The following is a 22,295-nucleotide window of genomic DNA, read 5'->3' as shown; positions in this document are numbered from 1 at the left end:
ATGGAGCGGTCGAAGGAGACCCGATGACCCGCACCCCCGCAGCCGCACCCGAGTCGCTGCTCGCCGCCCCCGACCAGGCGACGCAGGACGAGATCACCCGCGAGATCCAGGCCGCGCACGCCGCCCTCGACGCCCGCGAGGCCGCGGGCGAGCATGTGCCGGCGACCGCCTACGACTTCCCCGCGTACCGGTCGAGCGTGCTCCGCCACCCCACGAAGAACCCGAAGCTCGTCGACCCCGAGACGATCGAGCTGTTCTCGCCCGCCTTCGGGCAGCGCGACGTCGCGGCGATCGAGTCCGACCTCACGCTGCAGCACGCCGGCGAGCCGCTCGGCGAGCGCCTGACGGTGCGCGGACGCCTGCTCGACTCGTGGGGGCGGCCGCTCGCGAACCAGCTGATCGAGATCTGGCAGGCCAACTCCGCCGGCCGCTACATCCACCAGCGCGACCAGCACCCCGCCCCGCTCGACCCGAACTTCACCGGCGCCGGCCGCGCGGTCACCAACGACCAGGGCGAGTACGCCTTCACGACCATCAAGCCCGGCCCCTACCCGTGGAAGAACCACCGGAACGCCTGGCGTCCCGCCCACATCCACTTCTCGGTGTTCGGCACGTCGTTCACGCAGCGCCTCGTGACGCAGATGTACTTCCCCGGCGACCCGCTGTTCGCGCTCGACCCGATCTACAACAGCATCCACCGGCAGAAGGACCGCGACGCCCTCGTCGGCGTCTACGACCACGCCCTCACCTCCCCCGAGTGGGCCACCGGCTACCGCTTCGACATCGTCGTCGACGGCCCCGATCAGACGTACTTCGAACAGGAGGGCGACGAGTGATGAGCACGCCCGCCAAGACCCACCGCGCCACCCCCGGTCAGACGGTCGGCCCGTTCTTCGCGTACGGCCTGGAGTTCCCGAAGCAGCACGAGGTCGTCTTCCCGCACTCGCCCGGCGCGATCGTGCTCGGCGGCACCGTGTACGACGGCGCGGGGGCCCCGATCCCCGATGCCCTCGTCGAGATCTTCGGGGCGGATGCCGACGGCTCGGTGCCCCGCGCGCGCGGCGCGTTCCGCCGCGACGACCACACGTTCACCGGCTTCGGTCGCGCTTTCACGAACGACGAGGGGCACTTCGAGTTCTGGACCCGCGAGCCCGGCGGCACGGCGGCCTTCTTCGCGGCCATCGTGTTCGCTCGAGGGCTCCCGAACAAGCTGCACACCCGGATCTACGTGCCGGGCGACGACACCGCGCTCGCCGCCGACCCGCTGCTGTCCTCGCTCGACGCGGAGGAGCGCGCTAGCCTCGTGGCGACGCGTACGCCCGACGGACACCTCCACCACGACATCCGGCTGCAGGGCGAGAAGGAGACGGTCTTCCTTGCCTTCTGACCCCCTCGACGCCGGCCTCCTCTCGCCGGCGACCGTCGGTCACGACAGCCTCGTCTCGGATCGGGCGTACCTGGACGCGCTCGTGCGTGCGGAATGCGCCCTCGTGACGGCGTACGCCGACCGGGGGATCGCGCCCCGCGAGGTCGCGGTCGCCGTGGACCACGCGTTCGGCCTGGACGAGAAGTACGGCTCGCCCTCGCTCGGCATCGATCTGGACGCGCTCGCGACCGCGTCGGTGGCCGGCGGCAACCCGGTGATCCCGCTCGTCGGCGAGCTGAAGGGCCGTGTGCCCGCCGAATGCCGCCCCTGGATCCACCGCGGGGCGACGAGCCAGGACATCCTCGACACCGCGGCGATGATCGTGGCGCGCGCCGCGGTCGCGCAGGTGATCGCCTCCCTCACGCACACCGGCCAGTGGCTGCGGAGCCTCGCCGAGACGCACGCCGACACCGTCGCCGCGGCCCGCACGCTCACGCAGCACGCCGTGCCGACGACCGTCGGTGCCCGGGCGGCCGCGTGGGAGCGCGGCATCCGTCGGTCTCTGGCGCGTCTGGATGCGCTCGTCTTCCCCGCGCAGCTCGGCGGGGCCGCCGGGACCCTCGCGTCGTTCGTGGAGATCACGGGATCGGTGGATGCCGCGGCCGCCCTGCCCGCGGCGTACGCCGAGGCCGCGGGGCTCGATGCCCCCGACGCGCCGTGGCACGTGACGCGCTGGCCCGTGACCGAGCTGGGTGACGCGCTGGCACAGGCGGTCGACGCGCTCGGCGTGTTCGCGGCCGACGTCGCGACGCTCAGCCGCACCGAGATCGGCGAGGTCGCCGAGGGCACGGGCGGCGGGTCTTCGGCCATGCCGCAGAAGCAGAATCCGGCCGAGGCCGTGCTGATCCGTTCCGCCGCTCTCCGTGCGCCGCAGCTGGCCGCGACGCTGCACCTGGCATCCGCCCTCGCGGTCGACGAGCGCCCCGACGGCGCGTGGCACGCGGAATGGCCGACGATGCGCGAACTGCTGCGCCTCGCGCTGGGTGCGTCGTGGCACGCGTCCTCGCTCGCGGCGCATCTGCGCGTGGACACGGATGCCGTGGCCCGCAACCTCGCCCTCACCGGCGGCCGCATCGTCAGCGAACGGCTGCGCGGCGTGCTCGTCCCGCTGATCGGGGCCGACCGTTTCGCGGCGCTCGTCGGCAGCGACGGCGACCTCGGGGAGGCGCTGCGCGCGCTGCCCGAGACCCGCGACCTCGACATCGACGCGCTGCTCGACCCCGCCGGCTACGTGGGCCTCGCGCCGCGCCTGGCCCGTACGGAGGATCCCCGATGATCGCGCTCACCGCCCCCGTCGGCCCCGCCGACGCCCCGCTCGTCGTGCTGGGGCCGTCGCTCGGCACCTCGACCATCCTGTGGGAGGACGTCGTGCCGCTCCTCGCCGACGACTTCCGCGTCGCGGCGTGGGACCTCCCCGGCCACGGCGCCGGTCCCGTGGCGACCGGCCCGTTCACCGTCGCCGACCTGGCCGACGCCGTCGCCGCGGCGGTCCCCGACGAGACGTTCCTCTACGCCGGCGTCTCGCTCGGCGGGGCCACGGGCCTCGAGCTGGCGCTGCGCCACGGCGGACGGCTGCGGGCCGCCGCGATCGTGGCATCCGGGGCGAAGCTCGGCGACGCGGAGTCGTGGACCGCGCGGGCCGCGCAGGCGCGCACGCAGAGCACCTCGAGCCTCATCATCGGTTCGGCGCAGCGCTGGTTCGCCCCCGACTCGATGGCCCGGCGCCCCGAACTCAGCGGACGACTGCTGCACGCCCTGCAGGACGCCGACGACGAGAGCTACGCCCGCTGCTGCGAGGCGCTCGCCGCGTACGACGTGCGGTCGTCGCTCAGTGCGATCGGGGTGCCGGTGCTCGCGGCCTGGGGCGAGTTCGACGCCGTCGCGCCCGAGGAGAAGGCCGTCGAGATCGCCGACGGTGTCGTGCGGGGGCGTGCGGTGCGCATCGACGACGCGGGACACCTGCCGCCCGCGGAGCAGCCGGAGGCCGTGGCATCCGTCCTCCGCTCGTTCTTCGCCACCGTCTCGGGAGAGGACGCCTGATGGCCACCGACCAGGAGCGCCACGACCAGGGCATGACGGTGCGCCGCGAGGTGCTTTCGGACGCGCACGTCGACCGCGCGACCGCCGCCGCCACCGAGCTCACCGCCGACTGGCAGGACTTCATCACGCGCGTCGCCTGGGGCGACATCTGGTCGCGGCCCGGGCTCGACCGCCGCTCCCGCTCGATCGCCGTGCTGTCATCGCTGATCGCGCACGGGCACCACGAGGAGCTCGCGATGCACCTGCGCGCCGCGATCCGCAACGGCCTGACGATCGACGAGATCCGCGAGGTCATCCTGCAGTCCGCGATCTACTCGGGCGTCCCCGCCGCGAACACGGCGTTCCGCATCGCCTCCGAGGTGTTCCACTCAGAGGCGTGAGTCGCCAAGATTCGTCGCCTCTCGGCGTGCCGAGGCGACAAATCTTGGCGACTCACGCGCGCGGGGGCGGGGCGCATCGGGGAGAGCGATAGCGGGGATCAGTGATCGGCGCTTCCCGCGACGGGCGGTACGGGCGTCCAATGGAGGCGTCCTCGCGACGACGCGAGGCGGTCCGGTCTAAGGAGATCCGACGATGACGTCCGCTTCCACCACCACGCACCGTATCCACCGCGCGGGAACCGCCCAGGGCATCCTGCTCCTCGCCGGGAGCTGCATGCCGGTGCTGGGCTCCGTGCTCATCACCCCCGTGCTCCCGCAGCTCTCGGCGCACTTCGCCGCGACGCCGGGGTCCGAGGTCCTCGTTCCGATGATCGTCGCCCTCCCGGCGTTGTTCATCGCCCTCATGGCGCCCTTCGCGGGGCAGATCGTGGATCGGGTGGGACGCAAACCCCTGCTCCTCGTCGCCATGGTGGTCTACGCCCTCGTCGGCACCGCTCCGGCGTGGATGGAGGGCCTGACGGAGATCCTCGTCAGCCGTGTGCTGGTGGGCATCTGCGAGGCGGCGATCATGACCGTCTGCACCGCGCTCATCGTCGACTACTTCCACGACCAGCGTCGCAACCGCTACCTCGCCGCGCAGACCGTCGTCACCACCCTCGCCGCCACCGTGTTCATCGCGCTCGGCGGTGCGCTCGGCGGTGGCGGGTGGCACACGCCGTTCTGGGTGTACGCGGTGAGCCTCGTCCTCGCGATCCCCATGTTCTTCCTGCTGTGGGAGCCGCGCGCGGCCTCGGGCGCGTCGGCGCGGGAGGCTTCCGAGCGCGTCGCGGTCCCGTGGCGGCGCATCGGCGCACGGCTGCTGGTGACGGTGTTCGGCGGCTTCACGTTCTACGTCGTGATCATCGAGGTGAGCTACCTGCTGGTCGGGGCCGGCGTCGCCGCGGACGACACCGCGGTCATCGGCGCCGTCGCCGCCGTCGCTTCCCTGGCGACCGCCGCCGGCGGCATCCTCTTCGCCACCCTCGCTCGTCGGCTGGACGTGCGCCTGCTGCCGATCGCGTTCGGACTCCAGGCCGTGGGCCTCCTCGTCATCTGGATCGTGCCGGGCGTCCCGGGCGTGGTGGCGGGGGCGATCGTCGCATCGTTCGGTTCGGGACTCGTCCTGCCCACGCTGCTGCGGTGGGTGGTCGCCACCACGACCTTCGCCGAGCGCGGGCGGGTGACGGGCCTGTGGACGGCGTCATTCTTCTTCGGCCAGTTCCTGACGCCGATCCTCATCGGGATCCTCGCCGCCGCCCTCGGTGGGCTGACGACGGCCGTGGGCGTCGTCGGCGTCGCGGCGGTCGCCGTGGCGGTCGCGACGTTCGTCGCGACGCGTCGCCCGGACGCCGTCGCTTCGCCCTCCGAGGACGCTCGCGCCCGCGAGACCGCCTGACAGACGCGTGAGTCGCCAGGATTTATCGCTTCTCGGCGCACCGAGGCGACAAATCTTGGCGACTCACGCCTGCGCGAGCCCGCCGGACGTCGGCTGATGCGCGGGATCAGGAACGCTTATGTCTGAATGAGGCATAAGAGGGTAGCGTCGAAGGCGAACCCCACAGAGAGTGAGCGACGATGCTTCTCGAAAGAGACCTCATCCAGTCCGTCGGATTCCGCAACGTCCGCGAGGGCGACGAGATCACCGGCTTCCAGTTCCGCGTCCGCATGCCGTCGTACCGCGGCATGGCCGCGTCCCTCATCGACGGGATCGGCGTGAGCATCCCCGGGCTCGTCGACGTCGCCCCCGACGTGCCGCTGTGGACGCTGCAGGGACGGCAGTACACGCTCGCCGAGCTGTGGGACGGCGACGGCGTGCGCTGGCCGCTCGAGGACGCGGCGATCATCACCGTGCCGCTCGCCGGCGGTCTGCCCGACGGCGTGCACGAGCTGTCGATCGAGCTCCGGCTGCGCATGTCGTACATCCCGCAGGAGCACCAGCCCAGCACGTACCGCGTGACCAAGCACGTCACGCTCGCGCCCGAGGCATCCGGTGCCCCCTTCCGGTACGGCGTCTCGCTGTACAGCTACATGAGCGACTTCGGCACGGTCCTGGACCTCGAGACCGCGATGGCCTCGATCGCCGACCTTGGCGCGACGGGCCTCGAGATCCTCGGCGAAGCGCACATCCCGAACTACCCGAACCCCTCCGACGAGTGGGTCGAGCAGTGGTTCGCGCTGCTGCAGAAGTACGGCCTCGAGCCGACGAACTACGGCTCGTGGATCGACACGCGCCTGCACTCCAGCGGCCCCAACGCCCGCGACATGACCGCCGAAGAGGGCGCCGCCGTCCTGCAGCGCGACCTGCGTCTGGCGAAGCGCCTCGGTTTCCGGTTCGTCCGGCCGAAGATCGGCGTCGTGTCCAGCGACCTCGTCCCCCACCCGATCTGGACCGAGGCCGTGGAGGCCTCCCTCCCGCTCGCGGAGGAGCTCGACGTCATCATCTGCCCCGAGATCCACTCGCCCACCCCGATCAAGCACGAGGTGGTCGAGGACTACATCGCCCTCATCCGCCGCACCGGCACGAAGCACTTCGGGCTGCTGCTGGACACCGGGATCTTCCAGGACCGCCCGATCCCGCTGAAGGTCGGCGAGCTGCCGGGTCGGCGTCCGGCGTTCCTCGACGGCATCCACGTCGACCCCAACGACGTGTTCGACGTGATCGAGAACGTCGTGTTCATCCAGGCGAAGTTCCACGACATCGACGAGGAGCTCGACGACAAGCAGATCCCCTGGGAGCCGGTGCTCCGCGCGCTCAAGGACGCCGGGTACACCGGCTACCTCTCCAGCGAGTACGAGGGGGAGCGCGAACCGTGGCGCTCGATCGAGCAGGTGCGCCGCCAGCACTCGCTCATCCGCCAGATCGCCGACCGGCTCTGAGGCGCGTCATGCCCAACGGACTCCTCCACGCCGACAGCCTCCGCACCCACCCCGACGGGCTCGCGCTCCGGCTGACCATTCCCTGGTACCGCAGCCTCTGGCTCTCGTCGGTCACCTCGCTCGCGCTCTCGATCGACGGAGAGGCGGTGGATGCCGACGACCTCCGGTTCGAGCTGGGCGAGCGCCGCTACGGCCTCGACGAGCTGCCCGAGCAGAGCGAGACGCTGTGGTTCCTGCAGGAGCACCCGCTGCTGGTGGTCCGACGGGTCGAACCCGTCGCGCTCGGAGAGACCCACGACGTCGTGCTGCACGGCGAGCTGCGCCTGCCCTACATGCAGATCGCGCCCGGCCAGGACGGCGGCCCCGGCATGTACGTGCCGAACGTGGTCCACGACGTGGAGTCCCTGACGGTCGTCGAGACGGATGCCGTACCCCCGGCTCTCGTGCACGAGACGGTTCCCGCGCCGCCCGCGACCGACGACGACCCGTTCCTGCTCGGTCTGACGCTCTACTCCGCGAGCGCGGAGTTCCGCGCCGGCTGGTACGACTTCGACGGCCTGCTCGACCGGGTCGCGGATCTCGGGATCGGCCCCGGCATCGAGATCGTGGCATCCCAGATGGTCCCGACCTACCCGGTGGTCGGCGACGACTTCGTGCGCACGTGGCGCGCGGCGTTCGACCGGCACGGGTTCGTCGAGAGCTCGTTCGGCGCCAACCTCGACATGGGGCGCCGGCGCGATCGCGACATGACCCCCGACGAGGAGTTCGAGTTCTCGACCCTCATGTTCGAGGGCGCCAAGAAGCTCGGGTTCCCGCTCGTGCGCATCCAGTCGGCCAAGCCCGAGCTGCTACGCCGGCTGCTGCCGATCGCGGAGGACCTCGAGCTGAAGCTCGCGTACGAGATCCACGCACCCATGGGCCCGAACGCCGAGCCGATCCTGCGGGTGCGCGAGACCTATGCCGAGCTGGACTCGCCGCTGCTCGGCTTCGTCGCCGACTTCTCGTCCACCATGCACGCGATGTCGCCGACGCTGCTGCGAGCGGTCCGTCGCGCGGGGCTCGACGACGAAGCGGTCGCGCGTCTCCAGGAGATCTGGGCGACGGATGCCACCATGCAGGCGCGTCAGCAGGAGTTCCTCGCGTACCTGCGCGGGCGTGACTTCGACCCCGGCCGCCTGGGCTCGTTCGCGCACCTGGCGTTCAACATGCACGGGCACGTCGACCCCCGGGAGTGGGCCGACATCATGCCCCAGATCCTGCACGTGCACGCGAAGTTCTACGACATCGACGACGACGGCCGGGAGCCCGCGATCGACTACCCCGAGCTCGTGCGGGTGTTCGTCGAGGGCGGATACCGCGGCTTCTGGTCGAGCGAGTGGGAGGGGCACGCCTTCGCCGAACTCGGCGAGGTCGACCCGCTGCTGCTCGTGCGGCGCCAGCACGACCTCATCCGGTCGGCGATGCGGGCGGTGCCGGTGGGGTAGCGGCGCGCGGGAGCCGGATCGGCCGGTGAGCGGCCACGCGCCGGGTCAGCCCGCCGCGATCGTCAGGTACACCGTGCGCGAGAGGCGCTCGAGGAGGTCGGGCCAGGCGTAGGTGTCGTGGGGGCTCGCGGTCGCCGTCACGCCGAGGCCGAGGTACCGCACGCACAGGCTGTAGAAGATCTCGAACGCCCAGACGGCGCTCTCCGTCGGGAGGTCGACGCCGTGCTCCGCGGCGGCGGCGAAGAGCGCGCGGAGGAAGACCGCCTGCCCCGCGTCACCGGAGCGTCGCCCGCGCGCGAGGATCTCGGCATCCTCCACCCCCAGGAGGAAGAAGGGCGACAACAGGTCGCGGTTCTCGCGCAAGATCCCGGCGTAGGCCCTGACGATCTCGGCCGTTGCGCTCGCGAAGCTCGCGGCCCCGACCCCCGCCGCGCTCACGCGCTGCTCGGTCTCGGCGTCGAGGCGATCGAACTCCTGGGTCTGGACGGCCCGCAGCAGCTCCGCCTTGCCCGGCACCCGTCCGTAGATCGACCCGATCGACACGCCGGCCCGCGCGCTGACCTCCGCGAGCGAGAACTGACCGGTCCCGCGCTCGTGCAGGAGCTCGAGGACGGCGGCGCGCACTTTCGCGAACGAGTCGCGGCTGCGCTGCTGCTTGGGCTCCGATACGCCGCTCACGGGACCCCCTGTGCTCACGCCGTCAGTTCCACGAGGATCGCAGACTGCGGCGGCAGGGGCACATCGAGCTGGAGGGCGCCGGTGGCGGACACCGTCACCGGGTGAGGACCCTCGACCACGCCGTCCAGGGACGTGATCGTGGCGTGCACGATGGCATCCGTCCAGGGGAGGTTCTGCACCTGGATCCGAGCCGATTCGACCCCGGCGGATGCCAGGTCGGGGCGCTGCGGGGGCAGGGTCAGGCCCAGCTCGATCCGCTGCTCGCCGATCGGGATGCGGAAGGTGAAGCGGTCCTCTTCGCGCGGGGCGAGGGCGCTGTCGGGGGCGACGTAGTTCGACACCAGCACGCGCACGGTGTCGCCGTCGCGTCCGGCGGCGACGGCCAGGCCCGACTCGTCCCCGCCCGAGGCGGCGAGGCGTCGCCCGGTGAGGGCGCGTCCGGCCAGGGCCAGTGCGCGGGAACGCTCGTCGGGGGTGCCGTCCACGTCTCCGACGCCGCCCGGGTCGACGAAACCGTAGTGCGGGTCGCGGCCGCTGTCGGCGCGGAAGAAGAACGCGTGGTCGATCACCGTGTCCTGCAGCGCGATCGCCGTCGCGACCTGGAACGCGCCCTTCTCGGCGGCCGGGGCCGAGCTGCTGGGCACCGCGAGGTAGTTCCAGTACGAGAGCGTCAGGTCGGTATCGGTGAACCCGTGACGATCGAGCACGGTCCGCAGCTCGCGGGCGACGTAGCGGTAGTCCAGCGGATCGCGGCTGCCGTCGGTGAACCACAGGAACGAGAAGAAGTGGAGGGGGAGGTCGTTCTCGCGCACGAACTCCAGGAAGCCCTCGCGGTAGGGCGCGTCGGCCTCGAGCGCGAAGGCGAGGGACGGCCCACCGACCGTCAGGGAGGGGTCGACGCGGGAAACCGCCTCGCAGAACGCGCGGTACATCGCGTAGAACTCTTCGGGGCGCCCGCCGAAGTGCAGGGGGCCGAAGTCGGGCTGGTCGCCGAACTCGTAGATGCGGACGGGCTTCGCGGGTCCGCCCGCCCACCCTGCCGAGTAGTGGCGGACGACGTGCTCGACGACCCTGCCGTAGAGCTCGACGTCTTCGGCCGGGAGTTTGTTCTTCGGGATGGAACTGGCCACCGTGAACAGGACCTCCGCGCCGATCGCGTGCACCGCCTCCACCCACTCGTCGGTCGCGGTGAAGTTGTAGCTCGCCGGGTCGTCGGGGTCGGCGCTCCAGTCGGGGAACAGGCTCGTGGGGTTGTCGCGGGTGTCGAGGCGCGACACCCAGTCGAACGAGCGGACGACCGCCACCCCCGCCTCCCGCCACAGCGGCGTCATGTCGGGGAATTCGGGGTATCCCTCGACGGGGCCGGGGACGCCGCCCACGCCGTTCAGCGGACGGAAGGCGCTCTCCCGGGCGGCATCCACGACAAGGGTGCGGGTGGGGGTGTGCGACACGGGCGTCTCCTCGGGGGTCTCAGTAGGGCATCCGCAGGAGGCGGTTCGCGTACTCATTGGCGATCGGCTCGTCGTGGCGGAGGTGGTCGATGCGGGCGCGGTAGGTCTCTTCGGTGACGGAGTCGAACTCCTCGAGCATCGACTCGATCGACCTCTCGTGCACCGCGCGCACGCGCGGAAGGCGGCGCTTCATGAAGTTCAGCTGCGCGTCGAGCAGCGACTGGTCCTTCGCGAGCTCCTGCGCGAGCACGACGCCGTCCTCGATGCTCATCGCCGCCCCCGACCCGAGGTACGGGGTCATCGTGTGCGCCGCGTCGCCCAGGATCATCACGCGGCCGCGGAACCACGGGTACGGCACCCACACGGTCGAATAGGGCGTGTAGGCCACGTTCTCGGCGTGGCGGACGTCCTCGAGCGCATCGGCCAGGAACTCCGACCCGCGGGTCAGCGCGGCCGCACGATCGTGCATGATCTCGGCCATCTTGCTGGCGTCGTAACGCGGGCGCCCCTCCTCCGCCACGGTCAGCACCATGTACATGAGGTCTTCCGACAGGGGCGTCAGCATGATCTTGCCGCCGTAGCCCTGGCAGATGATGGGCTGCATGATCTTGCGGCGGTTCGGGAGTCCCGCGCGCCACGCCACTCCGCCGACGGGGCGGGGAGCGTACTTCTCGCCGAAGTACTCGCGACGGATCTGCGAGTGGAGGCCGTCGAAACCGAGCACGAGGTCGTAGTCGGCGCGGTCGCCCGTGCTGAACGTGACCGTGGCCGTGTCGGCATCCTGGGCGATGTCGGTGACGGTCGTGCTCATCCGGAAGGTGCAGCCGTTGTCGAGGGCGTGCTTCGCGGCGAGCTCGAGGAAGGCGATGCGAGACATCGTCACGCAGCCGGGGAGCCCCTCATCCTGCGTGCCGTAGCTCATGGTGCTCAGGAGCGTGCCGTCGGCGTCGTAGTTGTCGATCCCGGGCGCGGGGTGGCCGATCGCGAGCACGTCTTCGAGGAGACCGATGTCGCGCACCGCGCGGAGGCCGTTGATGCGCAGGCCGAAGCCGACGCCGGCGACGCTGATCTCGGGCTTGTCGTCGATGACGTCGACTTCCGCGCCGATCCGGGCGAGGGCCGAGGCCGTGCTCAGGCCTCCGATCCCGGCGCCGACGATAAGGATGCGCAACGGTTGTGCCATGGGGTGCTCCTCACTGAGCGGGCATCGGGAGGGGGACGAACGCGCGATTTACAGAATCAGGACGTTGGTTCTGATTTTCACCGTAGCCAGGGGGCGCCGAGGATGGCCAGCGATGGGCGCGGTGGCATCCGGATGCGCTCCATCACGATCACTGATAGCCGACCCCTACCCAGGCATAAACGCGATTCGCGCGTGGAAACGCGTGCACACCGTGTTTATGTGCGCGAATCGCGTTTATGCAGGAGAGCGGGACTCAGTGCGGCGCGTGCCCCGCGGCGACCCGGCGGCCGGCCTCGGCGAACAGTCCGCGCATCCACTCGTGTTCGGGATCGCGGTTGTGCGAGGGATGCCACCACAGCGCGCTCACGATCGGTGTCGCGGCGAACGGCAGGGGCACGACGCGGATGCCGCCGATGCGCAGCAGGTGCGGAGCGAGAGCCGACTGCACGAGACCCACGCGGCGCGTGCCGCTGACGAAGTGCCCCACCGGGAGGAAGCTCTCCAGCACCACCTCGATGTGCGGTTCGACGCCCAGCTGCTGGATCTGGCGCGCGGCCGAGGTGAACGCCGAGCGGGACTGGAACGTCAGCACCCACGGCATGTCGGCGAGGTTCTGCATCGTCAGCGACTCCCCGACCTCGTCGTTGTCGTCGGAGACGACGGCGAGCCAGTCGTCCTGCCACAGGTCGAGGTAGGGCAGCTCCGAGACCGGACCGTGCGGGATGACCATGGCGTCGGCGGAGCGGAGGCGGTTGGCGGCGTCCTCGACGATGCCGGGGTTGTGCAGCATGTAGCGGAACCGGACCCCGGGGGCCTGCTCGGCGGCGAGCTGCGAGACGACGGTGCCCACGGTGACGAAGCCGTAGTCGGAGCCGTAGATCGAGAACTCGCGGGTCGACTCGGCGGGCGACCACGACGCCTGGCTCTCGAAGACGCGCCGGGCGGCCTCCAGGGCCGTGCTCGTGTGATCGGTGAGACGCACCGCGAACGGCGTGAGCTCGTACGTGTTCCCGCGCCGCGCGAGGATCTGGTCGTTGAAGTGCGTGCGCAGCCGCGCGAGCGAGGCGCTGAGGGCGGGCTGGCTGAGGTGCAGCCGGTCGGCCGCCCGCGTCACGCTCCGCTCGGTGAGCAGCGCGTCGAGCGCGATGAGCAGGTTGAGGTCGAGGCGCGACAGCGTCGCATGATCGGTCACCACGATGTGATCCTTCGCTCGGATATGCGTGACGCCAGTGTATCCACGGGGTCTATGTGCCGCACGTGAGTTATCGCGGGGGTGGATGCCATACGCCCGGGCGGGCCTTATGTGCTCTATCTACGACACTTATGTGCTTTTTCGGCGCATCCCCTTGATACTGAGGATCACAGCACAGGCGCTCCACCGAAGGAGCCGCCGACAACGTCGTCAGAAAGGCTGGCCATGACTCAATCCCGCCGCGCTTCGCGGATCGCAGGTCTCATCGCTCTCCCCGCCACCGCAGCCCTGGTCCTCGCCGGCTGCTCCGGTTCGGGTTCTGGCGATGCCTCGCAGGGAGGATCGAACTCCTTCTCCCTCACGTACGCCACGTCGAACAACATCGAGAGCCCGTTCGAGGTCCTGGCGAAGGAATACCAGGCGGCGAACCCCGACGTGCAGATCACGCTCAACCCGCAGCCGAACGACACCTACGGCGACACCCTTCGCACCCAGCTGCAGGCCGGCAACGCGTCCGACGTCCTCGAGACCGAGGCCGGCAGCGGCCAGACTCGCAGCGTCATCCCGCTGGCCAAGGCCAACTTCCTCGAGCCGCTCGACGACACCGCCGCGAGCATGATCCCGGCCGGCAGTGAGAACCTCGTCACCGTCGACGGCAAGGTCTACGGCCAGCCGCTCGGCATCTCGTACGCGGGCATCGTCTACAACCAGACCGCCGCCACCGCGGCAGGCATCACGACGTTCGCCAAGGACGAGAGCACCCTCCTCCAGCAGTGCCAGACCGCGGCCTCCGCCGGCAAGACGCTGTTCGTGCTGGCCGGTTCGACCGTGCCGAACGCCGGCATCACGGCATCCATCATCGCCGCCACCCGCGTCTACGCGGAGACCCCGGACTGGAACCAGCAACGCCTCGACGGCAAGGTCACTTTCGCCGACAGCCAGGGCTGGAAGGACACCCTCGAGACCGTCAAGAAGCTGTACGACTCGGGCTGCTTCCAGGGAGGCGCTGAGGGCGCCGGCTTCGACGCCATCACCAACGGCATGAGCTCCGGCTCGACCGTCGGCTTCTTCGGACCGCTCGGATCGGCGTCGGAGCTGCAGAAGGCGGCCCCCGATCAGAAGTTCATCGCCGAGGCGTTCCCCCCGGCCAAGAGCAGCGACAAGGCCTACGGTGTGGCCAGCCCCACCTACTCCCTCGGCATCAACGCCGCCTCCCCCAACAAGGAGGCCGCGAAGAAGTTCCTCGACTGGCTGGCCGAGCCGGCGCAGGCCGACCTGTTCGCCCAGGCCTCCGGTGGCCTCCCCGTGAGCGGACTGTCGTCGCTCGACCTGTCGAGCACGATCTACGCCGACGTCGCCGACCTGCTCAACAACGGTGACTTCACGCCGCTGGCCAACTCCGACTGGCCCAACGCCTCGGTCTACGACGCGCTGGCCACGGGTGTCCAGGGTCTACTGACCGGTCAGAGCACGGTCGACTCGGTGCTCGCCTCGCTGGACACCGCCTGGGACCAGTGACCTCCCGCGCCGGTCGGAGCCTCGTCGGCTCCGACCGGCGCTGTCCCCATCCCCCCACGATGACGTCACAGAGGATGAGATGACCGCCACCTTGCACTCCGAAACCGAAGCGGTGATCGTGCCGCGCCGCGCGGGGAACCGGCGCCGGCCCCGCCCCCGTCGCCCCGGCCTGCTGAAATTCGGCTACTGGTGGTGGGCGCTGCCCGGCATCCTCATGGTTCTCTCGATCCACTACGTCGCCACCACGGTCGGAGGCTTCTTCGCCTTCACCAACTGGACGGGCATCGGCGACTTCGACATCGTCGGGTTCGACAACTTCCGCAAGATCTTCGCGGATCCGACCAAGGTCGCGGCCCTGGGCAACACGCTCTTCCTCGCGTTCGGCTCGGTGATCCTCTCCAACGTCGCCGGACTCGGCATCGCGATCGGCCTCAACCGCGTCCTGAAGACCCGCTACATCCTGCGCACCCTGTTCTTCATGCCCGTGGTGCTCAGCCCCCTCGCGACCTCCTACATCTGGAAGTTCATCTTCCAGTTCGACGGCCCGCTCAACATCCTGCTGCGCGCGGTGGGTCTCGGAGACCTCGCCCGGTCGTGGCTCGCCGACCCGACCTGGGCGATTTGGACCGTCCTCATCGTCGTGGTCTGGCAGAACATCGGGTTCGCCATGGTCATCTACATGGCCGGGCTCGCGGCCGTTCCCGTCGAGATCGAAGAGGCCGCGGCCATCGACGGCGCGAACCTCTGGCAGCGCTTCTGGCACGTGACTCTGCCGTCGATCCGCCCCGCTGTCGCTATCGCCACGACCCTCGGGCTCGTCAACGGCCTGCGGATCTTCGATCAGATCATGGCGCTGACCGGGGGAGGCCCGGCCAACGCCACGGCGACGCTGGCGACAGAGGTCTACAAGCAGGCGTTCTCGCTGGGCAATTTCGGCTATGGCGCGGCCCTCGCGCTCCTGCTCACCCTCATCATCCTGGTCTTCGCCGTCGTGCAGCAGCGCGTCGGGCAGGGCCGTTCCGCGGAGGACTGAACCCCATGTTCCGCTACACCAAACTCTCGGCGCTGCGCGAAGTCGGCTTCTGGATCGTCGCCCTTCTCTACCTCGCACCGTTCTACCTGCTCGTCACGATCTCGCTCAAGGGCGACCAGGAAAGCGTTTCTTCGTCGCCGCTGGCGCTGCCGACGGCTCCCTCTCTCGACAACTTCACGAAGGTGCTGACCGCGACGGGCAACTCGAACGTCGTGCTGGGCCTGGTGAACAGCGTCATCATCACGGCGGGGAGCATCCTGCTCCTGGTCCTGCTCGGGTCCCTCACCGGCTATGTCATCGCCCGCAGCACCCGCCGCTGGAGCCGCGCCGTCTATTACCTGTTCCTCATCGCGATCGTCCTGCCCACTCAGCTGGGCACAGTCCCGCTGTACATCGGCGCCCGCACCCTCGGACTGACGGGCACGCCGTGGGGCATGATCCTCCTCTACTCGGGGATGCTGATGCCCTTGGCGATCTTCCTCTACGCCGGCTTCTTCCGGGGCCTGGGCACCGAGTACGAGGAGGCCGCTGCGATCGACGGAGCCAGCCGCACGCAGATCTTCTTCCGCATCGTGCTGCCGCTGATGTCGCCGGCCACGGGAACCGTCGCGATCCTCGCCGGCCTGATCGTCTGGAACGACTTCTTCACGTCGCTGATATTCCTCGGCGGATCCAAGGCGCAGACGCTCCCGGTCGCCATGTACTACTACATCGGCTCGCTCGTGTCCCAGTGGAACCAGATCTTCGCGATCGTCATCATCTCGATGATCCCCATCCTCGCTTTCTACCTGTTCGCCCAGAAGCGCTTCATCCAGGGCTTCGCCGGCGGGCTGAAGGGCTGACCATGACCGGCAACCGTGCCGCATTCGAAGCATTCTGCGACCTCTTCTACACGCAGAAGAGAGTGGGGGATGCCTTCGCCCGTCTGGTGTCCGACGACTACATCCAGCACAACCCGAACGTGCCCGACGGCCCTGCCGCGGCGATCGAGATGCTGACGCCGAAGTTCGCCGGCACGCCCGACTCCCGGTTCGAGATCCAGCGGATCCTCGTCGACGGCGACCTGGCCATGGTCCACGTGAAAGCCTCCCGCCCCGGCGCCCCCGACGCCGCCGTCGCGGACATCTATCGATTCGAGAACGGCCGGATCGTCGAGCACTGGGACGTGCTGCAGCCCGTCCCCGGGCATGCCGTCCACGATCACCCGATGTTCTGACCCCAGGAGACCTCCATGTATCAGCTCGCCCCCAACATCGAACTGCTCTTCACCGAGGCCGGCGAATACCACGACCGCGTGCGCGCGGCGGCCGCGGCCGGTTTCGACGCCGTCGAGATCTGGGGTCCGACCGGCGTGGACGCCCCCGCGACCCCGAAGGACCTCCCGGCCCTGAAGGCTGCGCTGGAGGAGACCGGCACGCAGCTCACCGCGCAGCTCGCCGAGCCGCGGACGCAGTTCATGATCCCGCCGTGGGACCACTCGGAGTTCTACCGCAAGCTCGACGAGGGCGTCGCGATCGCGCAGGACCTCGGCTGCGCCCGCATCGTCGTCGGCAGCGGCACGGGCTTCGGCGGCTGGAAGCGGCAGGTGCAGCTGGACAAGCTGATCGAGATCTACCGGAAGGCCGTCGCGCAGATCGACGGCTCGGGCGTCACGCTCGTGCTGGAGCCCGTGAACGTCCGCGTCGACCACCCGGGTTCGCTGCTCGACCGCACGTCCGAGGCCGTCTACGTCGCGCGCGGCGTGGACTCGCCGCAGTTCGGTGTGCTCTACGACATCTACCACTCGGCCGTCGAGGGCGAGGACATGGAGGCGGAGCTCGAGAACGCGGGCGACCTCGTCAAATACGTGCAGCTCGCCGACGCCCCCGGGCGCGGGGAGCCGGGGACGGGAGACCTCGACTGGGCCGAGCGCTTCCGCCTGCTGCGCGCGAGCGGCTACGACGGGCCGATCGGCCTGGAGTACTACCCCACGACCGAGTCCGCGGCATCCGTCGCCCACATCGTCGAGCTGGGGCGCACGGCATGAGCGGGCGGCAGTACCCCGCGTCGGTCGACGTCGCGATCGTCGGCAGCGGCCCTACGGGCGCGGCGTACGCCCGCGTGATCTCGGAGCGCGCGCCGGACCTGACGGTCGCGATGTTCGAGGTGGGTCCGACCGTGTCCGACCCGCCCGGCGCGCACGTGAAGAACATCGCCGAGCCTGCCGAGCGCACGCGTGCGCAGGTCGCGTCGGAGGGCCCGGGGGAGCGGGGAACGAAGGTCGCCAGCCCCGGCGCCGCCAAGGCCGGGGTGCGCGGGGCGCGTCCCGGAACGTTCCTGCTCGACGACGGCTACGTCTTCGAGGGCGAGGACGGCCTGCCGGTCGCGGCGATGTCGAGCAACGTGGGCGGCATGGCCGCCCACTGGACCGGCGCGTGCCCGTGGCCGAACGAGAGCGAGCGCATCGGGTTCCTCCCCGACATGGACGAACTCCTCGCCGAGGCCGAGCGTCTGCTCGGCGTCACGCGGGACGCCTTCGACTCCGCCCCGTTCGGCGAGATCGTGCGCGAACGGCTGGCTGCCGCGGTCGACGACGGACGCACGGACGCGACGAAGGTGCAGCGGATGCCGCTGGCCGTGCACCGGCGCGACGACGGGCGCCTGGTGTGGTCGGGGTCGGACGTGGTCCTGGGCGATGTGACGCGGGCGAACCCGGCGTTCTCGTTGTTCGACGAGTCGCTCGTGACCTCGGTGGTCCTCGCCGACGGGCGCGCGGCGGGCGTCGTCGTCCGCGACCTGCGCTCGGGCGAGGTGCACGAGATCGCCGCGCGGGCGGTCGTCGTCGCCGCCGACGCGCTGCGGACGCCGCAGCTGCTGTGGGCCTCGGGCGTGCGCCCGCCGGCCCTCGGCCGATACCTCAACGACCAGGCGCAGGTGGTGTTCGCGTCGCGGCTGCGCGACGTCGCCCCCCTCGGGGCCGACGCTCCGGCCACCGGACTCGCCGAGTACAGCGGCGTCAGCTGGGTGCCGTTCACCGACGCCGTGCCGTTCCACGGGCAGATCATGCAGCTCGACGCCTCGCCGATCGCGCTCGCCGAGGACGACCCGGTCGTGCCGGGGTCGATCGTCGGTCTCGGGCTGTTCTGCGCGAAGGACCTGCGGGCCGACGACCGCGTCGAGTTCGACGACGCGCACGTCGACGGGTACGGGATGCCGGCTCCCCGCATCCACTACACCCTCACCGCCCGCGACCATGAGGTGATCGAGCGCGCCCGCGCGGAGATCACGCGTCTGGCCGAGGCGGTCGGCGATCCGGTCGGCGACCGGCCCTTCACCCTCCCGCTGGGGTCGTCGCTGCACTACCAGGGCTCGACGCGCATGGGTGCCGCCGATGACGGCGAGAGCGTGTGCGACACCGACGGTCAGGTCTGGGGCGTTCCGGGACTGTTCGTCGCCGGCAACGGCGTCATCCCGACTGCGACGGCCTGCAATCCCACGCTGACATCTGTGGCGCTCGCGGTCCGCGGGGCTCGCGCGATCGCGGCATCCCTCGCCTGATTCCTTGCTTATGCCAGAATCAGACAATAGAGTGTAGAAATCAGAACAAAGAAGTTCGCGGCTTCGGCCGCACCGACGAGGAGGTCGCGGTGATCCCGGATCGCATCATCGAACAGGGCACGCTGCGTGCCCGCGACGGACGTGCGGCGGTGGAGGTCCGCCTCCCCTGGTACCGGGCGCTGCCGGCATCCTGCATCTCCGCGGCGAAGCTCACGATCGACGGGGTCGAGGCCCCGACCGAGACGCTCCGCTGGGAGATGAACGGCGAGGAGTTCACGTTCGGCGAGATGACGACGAACACGCAGGAGTGGTGGTTCCCCACCGACTCCGCCGTGCTCTCGGGAGACCTCGCGCTGGATGCCGGCGAGCACGAGGTCCGGGTCGATCTGACGCTCTACATCCCGTACATCATCATCGCCGACGACGAGGTGCTCCACATCGAGGAGCACGACACGAAGACGATGACGGTTCGTCAGGCCGAGGAGGCCCTCGCATGACCGCGCTCGGCACGCCCATCCAGGGCGTCACGCTCTACAGCTTCACCCGCGCGTTCCACGGGCGCCAGTACGACCTCGACCAGCTCATCCGCAAGACCGCGGCCGAGGGCTTCGGGCCGGGCCTGGAGATCATCGGATTCTCCAGCTTCCGCGGGTTCCCCGACATCGACGACCACTTCGCCGGGCGCTTCTCCGACCTGATCGACGAGGTCGGCCTCGTCCGCACCTCGCTCGCGGTCAACGCCGACATCGGCCTGCGCCCCGACAAGCTCATGGACCAGGACGAGCTCATCGCCTACATGCGCCGGCAGATCGCGGCGGCGGCGAAACTCGGCTTCCCGATCGCGCGCGTGCAGATCTCGCTGACGCCCGACTCGATGGAGGCCCTCGCCCCCATCGCCGAGGAGTACGGCGTCACCCTCGCGCTCGAGGTGCACGCCGACCAGTACGCCTCGCACCCGCGCATCCTCGCCCTCCGCGACCGGTACGAGCAGGTCGGTTCGCCGTTCCTCGGGTTCACGATGGACTGGGGCGCCACCGTCACCGGCTTCGCGCCCTCGCTCCTCGAGGCGTACCGCCGCCGGGGCGCGTCGGAGGAGCTGCTCGCCGCCGTCGTCGCGCTGTGGGACGAGTACTACGAGCAGGGTCCGCCCGCCGACCAGGCCGACCACGGTCAGCGGTTCGGCCGCTTCATCGGCCTCTCGCACCAGTACGGCCGCCCCGACCTCGGCATCGATCTCGGCATCAACGGCACCGGACTCTTCGGTCCGGCGCGGGTCGACGACTGGCTCGAGATCATGCCCTGGGTGAAGCACGTGCACGGCAAGTTCTTCGGCATCGACGAGAACGGCCAGGAGCCCTCGGTGCCCGTCGCCGACCTCATCACCCTTCTCGTCGACAACGGTTACAGCGGCGCCGTGTCCAGCGAGTACGAGGGCTGGCACTGGAACCACTGGCAGAGCCCGTTCGAGATCATCCGCGCCGAGCAGGTCATCCAGCGCACGGCCGCCGCGGCCGCGGGCTCGCGCATGATCACGGATGCCGCCGAGGCCCGGCGCACCCTCGACACCCACCTGTCGCACGCCGTGCGCGCCTGAAAGGACACCCGCCATGAGTGACGGCATCGCCGGGACCGGCATCCAGCTCGGGACCACCCTCTACTCGATGACGAGCGAGTTCGCCGCGGGGCTGTACACGCCCGAGACGCTGATCCGCGAGGTCCACGACCAGGGCATCGGCCCGGGCGTCGAGTTCAACTTCGCGCAGCTGCTGCGGTCGTACCCCGACGTGGACGACGACTTCGTGCAGCTGTGGTTCGACTCGCTCGAGAGATACGGCCTCGAGGCCAGCGCGGTCGGCACGAACCTCGACATGGGGCGCCGCAAGGACCGCGACATGACGCCCGACGAGGAGCACGAGTTCTTCGCCCGCCAGCTGAAGTCGGCGCACACGTTGGGCTTCCGCACGGTCGTCATCCGCTCGGCGGGGAAGGAACTGCTGCGCAGTCTGCTGCCCCTCGCTGAGAAGTACGACCAGAAGCTCGCCTACGAGATCCACGCGCCCTCCGGCCCGAACGACCCGAAGGTGCTCGAGATCCGCGAGGTGTACGAGGAGCTCGGCAGCGACCGCCTCGGCTTCACCGCCGACTTCTCCTCGACGATGCACTCCCTCTCCCCGACTCTGCTGCGCACACTCGGCCAGATGGGCATGGACGAGAAGCACTTCCCGGTCATGGACGAGATCTGGCACGAGCCGGCCCCCATGCACGTGCGCAACCAGACCTTCGAGGACTACCTCTCGGGCGAGGGTGTCGACCCGCTGCGATTCGGACCGTTCACGCGCCTCGCGTTCAACATGCACGGGCTGGTGCCGCCGGAGGAGTGGCTCGACATCATGCCGCAGATCTTCCACGTCCACGCGAAGTTCTACGACATCGGGCCCGACGGCCAGGAGCCCGCCATGGACATCCCGCGCATCGTGAAGCAGTTCGTCGACGGGGGATACCGGGGCTACCTCTCCAGCGAGTGGGAGGGCCACGCCTTCAGCGATCTCGGTGAGAGCGACCCCATCGACCTCGTCAAGAAGCAGCACGCGCTCATGCGCACCGCCATCGAAGAGACCGTCGCCGCGCGCCAGCCGGCCTGACACCCCATCACGTACGAAGGAGTATCCGTGTCGAACACCACCACCGAGGCATCCCTCTCGGACCTCGTCGCCGAGATCGCGCGCCTGCGCGAGCAGGTCGAGGCCGCCCAGTCCCTCGCGCAGCGCGCCGAGGACCGCGGACAGGTCGAGAACCTGTTCAACCGCTACATGCACCTGCACAACGCGTTCGAGGACGAGCAGATCATCCCGATGTGGGTGAAGGAGGGCACCGAGGGGATCCGCGCGCGCTACACCAACGCCGGTCAGTACACGACGTGGAAGAGCGTCACCGACTACCACCGCGGCCGCCCCCACCCCGAGGGCAAGCTCATCCTCCACACCACCAACACCCCGGTGATCGAGGTCGCCGCCGACGGTGAGACCGCGAAGGGCGTCTGGCTCATGGCCGGCACCGAATCGGGCCTGACCGACCCCCGGGTCGCCGAGGCGTTCCCCGACATGTACTCGCCCGACGAGGTACTCGGCAAGAAGGTCTGGGCGCACTGGGTGTGGTGCAAGTACGCCATCGACTTCCTCAAGCAGGACGGCGAGTGGAAGTTCTGGAAGTTCCGCTGCTACGAGCTCGCCCGTGCCCCCTTCGAAGAGAACTGGGTCAGCTTCGGCCTGAAGAACCAGGGTGCGTTCGACCTCGACCTCATGTACTTCGGCGACGACGGCAAGCCCGTCTTCATGCCGCCGGCCGACGAGCCGGTGCCGTCGAAGAACCACCCCTACAGCCCCGAGACGACGCAGAAGCTCGAGCCCGTGCCGCCGGTCGCGCACGAGCACTTCGTCGACACCTTCGCCTAGGAGTC

Annotated in this window: 22 protein-coding genes; 18 read left to right on the top strand and 4 right to left on the bottom strand. The window is 70.0% G+C overall.

The window, feature by feature from the left end; genetic code table 11:
* Window positions 1-23 precede the first annotated feature (23 nt).
* From pcaH to QM517_RS10290, 8 genes are all read left to right on the top strand, one after another.
* Window positions 24-836 carry a protocatechuate 3,4-dioxygenase subunit beta gene (gene pcaH, locus QM517_RS10325; RefSeq protein ID WP_283287196.1) on the top strand — a complete coding sequence of 271 codons (813 nt, stop codon included), beginning with the start codon at window positions 24-26 and terminating at the stop codon, window positions 834-836.
* Window positions 836-1,387: a protocatechuate 3,4-dioxygenase subunit alpha gene (gene pcaG / locus QM517_RS10320; protein ID WP_077051192.1), complete on the top strand. Its 552-nt coding sequence runs from the start codon at window positions 836-838 to the stop codon at window positions 1,385-1,387. Before pcaH ends, pcaG begins: the two co-directional genes overlap by 1 nt.
* The gene (locus QM517_RS10315; protein WP_283287194.1) at window positions 1,377-2,702 is read left to right on the top strand and encodes a lyase family protein; all 1,326 of its coding nucleotides are present in this window, start codon (window positions 1,377-1,379) and stop codon (window positions 2,700-2,702) included. The genes pcaG and QM517_RS10315 overlap by 11 nt, the downstream gene beginning before the upstream one ends.
* Window positions 2,699-3,466, top strand: a complete 768-nt coding sequence (locus tag QM517_RS10310) for an alpha/beta fold hydrolase (RefSeq protein ID WP_283287192.1) — start codon at window positions 2,699-2,701, stop codon at window positions 3,464-3,466. The genes QM517_RS10315 and QM517_RS10310 overlap by 4 nt, the downstream gene beginning before the upstream one ends.
* Window positions 3,466-3,846: a 4-carboxymuconolactone decarboxylase gene (gene pcaC / locus QM517_RS10305; protein WP_283287190.1), complete on the top strand. Its 381-nt coding sequence runs from the start codon at window positions 3,466-3,468 to the stop codon at window positions 3,844-3,846. Before QM517_RS10310 ends, pcaC begins: the two co-directional genes overlap by 1 nt.
* 193 nt (window positions 3,847-4,039) lie before the next feature.
* Window positions 4,040-5,281 (top strand): MFS transporter, encoded by a 1,242-nt coding sequence (locus QM517_RS10300; RefSeq protein ID WP_283287188.1) that lies wholly within the window; start codon window positions 4,040-4,042, stop codon window positions 5,279-5,281.
* A gap of 179 nt (window positions 5,282-5,460) precedes the next feature.
* Window positions 5,461-6,762, top strand: a complete 1,302-nt coding sequence (locus QM517_RS10295) for a C-glycoside deglycosidase beta subunit domain-containing protein (RefSeq protein WP_283287187.1) — start codon at window positions 5,461-5,463, stop codon at window positions 6,760-6,762.
* A gap of 8 nt (window positions 6,763-6,770) precedes the next feature.
* Complete coding sequence (locus QM517_RS10290) at window positions 6,771-8,246, top strand: C-glycoside deglycosidase beta subunit domain-containing protein (protein ID WP_283287186.1); 1,476 nt, start codon at window positions 6,771-6,773, stop codon at window positions 8,244-8,246.
* A gap of 45 nt (window positions 8,247-8,291) precedes the next feature.
* Here QM517_RS10290 and QM517_RS10285 read toward each other — a convergent pair whose 3' ends face one another.
* The 4 genes from QM517_RS10285 to QM517_RS10270 all read right to left on the bottom strand — a co-directional run bounded on the left by QM517_RS10285 (window position 8,292) and on the right by QM517_RS10270 (window position 12,750).
* Window positions 8,292-8,924 carry a TetR/AcrR family transcriptional regulator gene (locus tag QM517_RS10285; RefSeq protein WP_283287185.1) on the bottom strand — a complete coding sequence of 211 codons (633 nt, stop codon included), beginning with the start codon at window positions 8,922-8,924 and terminating at the stop codon, window positions 8,292-8,294.
* A gap of 14 nt (window positions 8,925-8,938) precedes the next feature.
* Window positions 8,939-10,375: a GH39 family glycosyl hydrolase gene (locus tag QM517_RS18660; protein ID WP_283287184.1), complete on the bottom strand. Its 1,437-nt coding sequence runs from the start codon at window positions 10,373-10,375 to the stop codon at window positions 8,939-8,941.
* 19 nt (window positions 10,376-10,394) lie between these two features.
* Window positions 10,395-11,558: an FAD-dependent monooxygenase gene (locus QM517_RS10275; protein WP_283287183.1), complete on the bottom strand. Its 1,164-nt coding sequence runs from the start codon at window positions 11,556-11,558 to the stop codon at window positions 10,395-10,397.
* 253 nt (window positions 11,559-11,811) lie between these two features.
* Window positions 11,812-12,750, bottom strand: a complete 939-nt coding sequence (locus QM517_RS10270) for a LysR family transcriptional regulator (protein ID WP_077051410.1) — start codon at window positions 12,748-12,750, stop codon at window positions 11,812-11,814.
* Window positions 12,751-12,975: 225 nt separating this feature from the next.
* Here QM517_RS10270 and QM517_RS10265 point away from each other — a divergent pair, with 225 nt between their 5' ends.
* The 10 genes from QM517_RS10265 (at window position 12,976) to QM517_RS10220 (ending at window position 22,290) form a co-directional block, all read left to right on the top strand.
* Window positions 12,976-14,268: an ABC transporter substrate-binding protein gene (locus QM517_RS10265; protein ID WP_283287180.1), complete on the top strand. Its 1,293-nt coding sequence runs from the start codon at window positions 12,976-12,978 to the stop codon at window positions 14,266-14,268.
* Window positions 14,269-14,347: 79 nt separating this feature from the next.
* A complete protein-coding gene (locus tag QM517_RS10260) occupies window positions 14,348-15,301 on the top strand; it encodes a carbohydrate ABC transporter permease (protein ID WP_283287179.1) in 954 nt (317 codons plus the stop codon).
* A gap of 5 nt (window positions 15,302-15,306) precedes the next feature.
* A complete protein-coding gene (locus QM517_RS10255; RefSeq protein ID WP_283287177.1) occupies window positions 15,307-16,143 on the top strand; it encodes a carbohydrate ABC transporter permease in 837 nt (278 codons plus the stop codon).
* 2 nt (window positions 16,144-16,145) lie between these two features.
* Window positions 16,146-16,517: a nuclear transport factor 2 family protein gene (locus tag QM517_RS10250; protein ID WP_283287176.1), complete on the top strand. Its 372-nt coding sequence runs from the start codon at window positions 16,146-16,148 to the stop codon at window positions 16,515-16,517.
* Between the two features lie 15 nt (window positions 16,518-16,532).
* Complete coding sequence (locus QM517_RS10245) at window positions 16,533-17,327, top strand: TIM barrel protein (RefSeq protein WP_283287174.1); 795 nt, start codon at window positions 16,533-16,535, stop codon at window positions 17,325-17,327.
* Window positions 17,324-18,838, top strand: coding sequence for a GMC oxidoreductase (locus QM517_RS10240; protein ID WP_283287172.1), 1,515 nt, complete (start codon window positions 17,324-17,326; stop codon window positions 18,836-18,838). Before QM517_RS10245 ends, QM517_RS10240 begins: the two co-directional genes overlap by 4 nt.
* An 89-nt stretch (window positions 18,839-18,927) precedes the next feature.
* Window positions 18,928-19,335 carry a C-glycoside deglycosidase beta subunit domain-containing protein gene (locus QM517_RS10235; protein WP_077051206.1) on the top strand — a complete coding sequence of 136 codons (408 nt, stop codon included), beginning with the start codon at window positions 18,928-18,930 and terminating at the stop codon, window positions 19,333-19,335.
* Window positions 19,332-20,432: a sugar phosphate isomerase/epimerase family protein gene (locus QM517_RS10230; protein ID WP_283287170.1), complete on the top strand. Its 1,101-nt coding sequence runs from the start codon at window positions 19,332-19,334 to the stop codon at window positions 20,430-20,432. Before QM517_RS10235 ends, QM517_RS10230 begins: the two co-directional genes overlap by 4 nt.
* A gap of 13 nt (window positions 20,433-20,445) precedes the next feature.
* Window positions 20,446-21,480, top strand: coding sequence for a sugar phosphate isomerase/epimerase family protein (locus tag QM517_RS10225; protein WP_283287169.1), 1,035 nt, complete (start codon window positions 20,446-20,448; stop codon window positions 21,478-21,480).
* Between the two features lie 27 nt (window positions 21,481-21,507).
* Entirely contained in the window at window positions 21,508-22,290 is a 783-nt protein-coding gene (locus QM517_RS10220) for a nuclear transport factor 2 family protein (RefSeq protein WP_283287167.1), read from the top strand.
* Window positions 22,291-22,295 lie beyond the last annotated feature (5 nt).

The sequence above is a fragment of the Microbacterium sp. IEGM 1404 genome (assembly GCF_030056775.1).
Lineage (GTDB): Bacteria > Actinomycetota > Actinomycetes > Actinomycetales > Microbacteriaceae > Microbacterium.
This window is presented reverse-complemented; position numbering and strand designations above follow the sequence as displayed.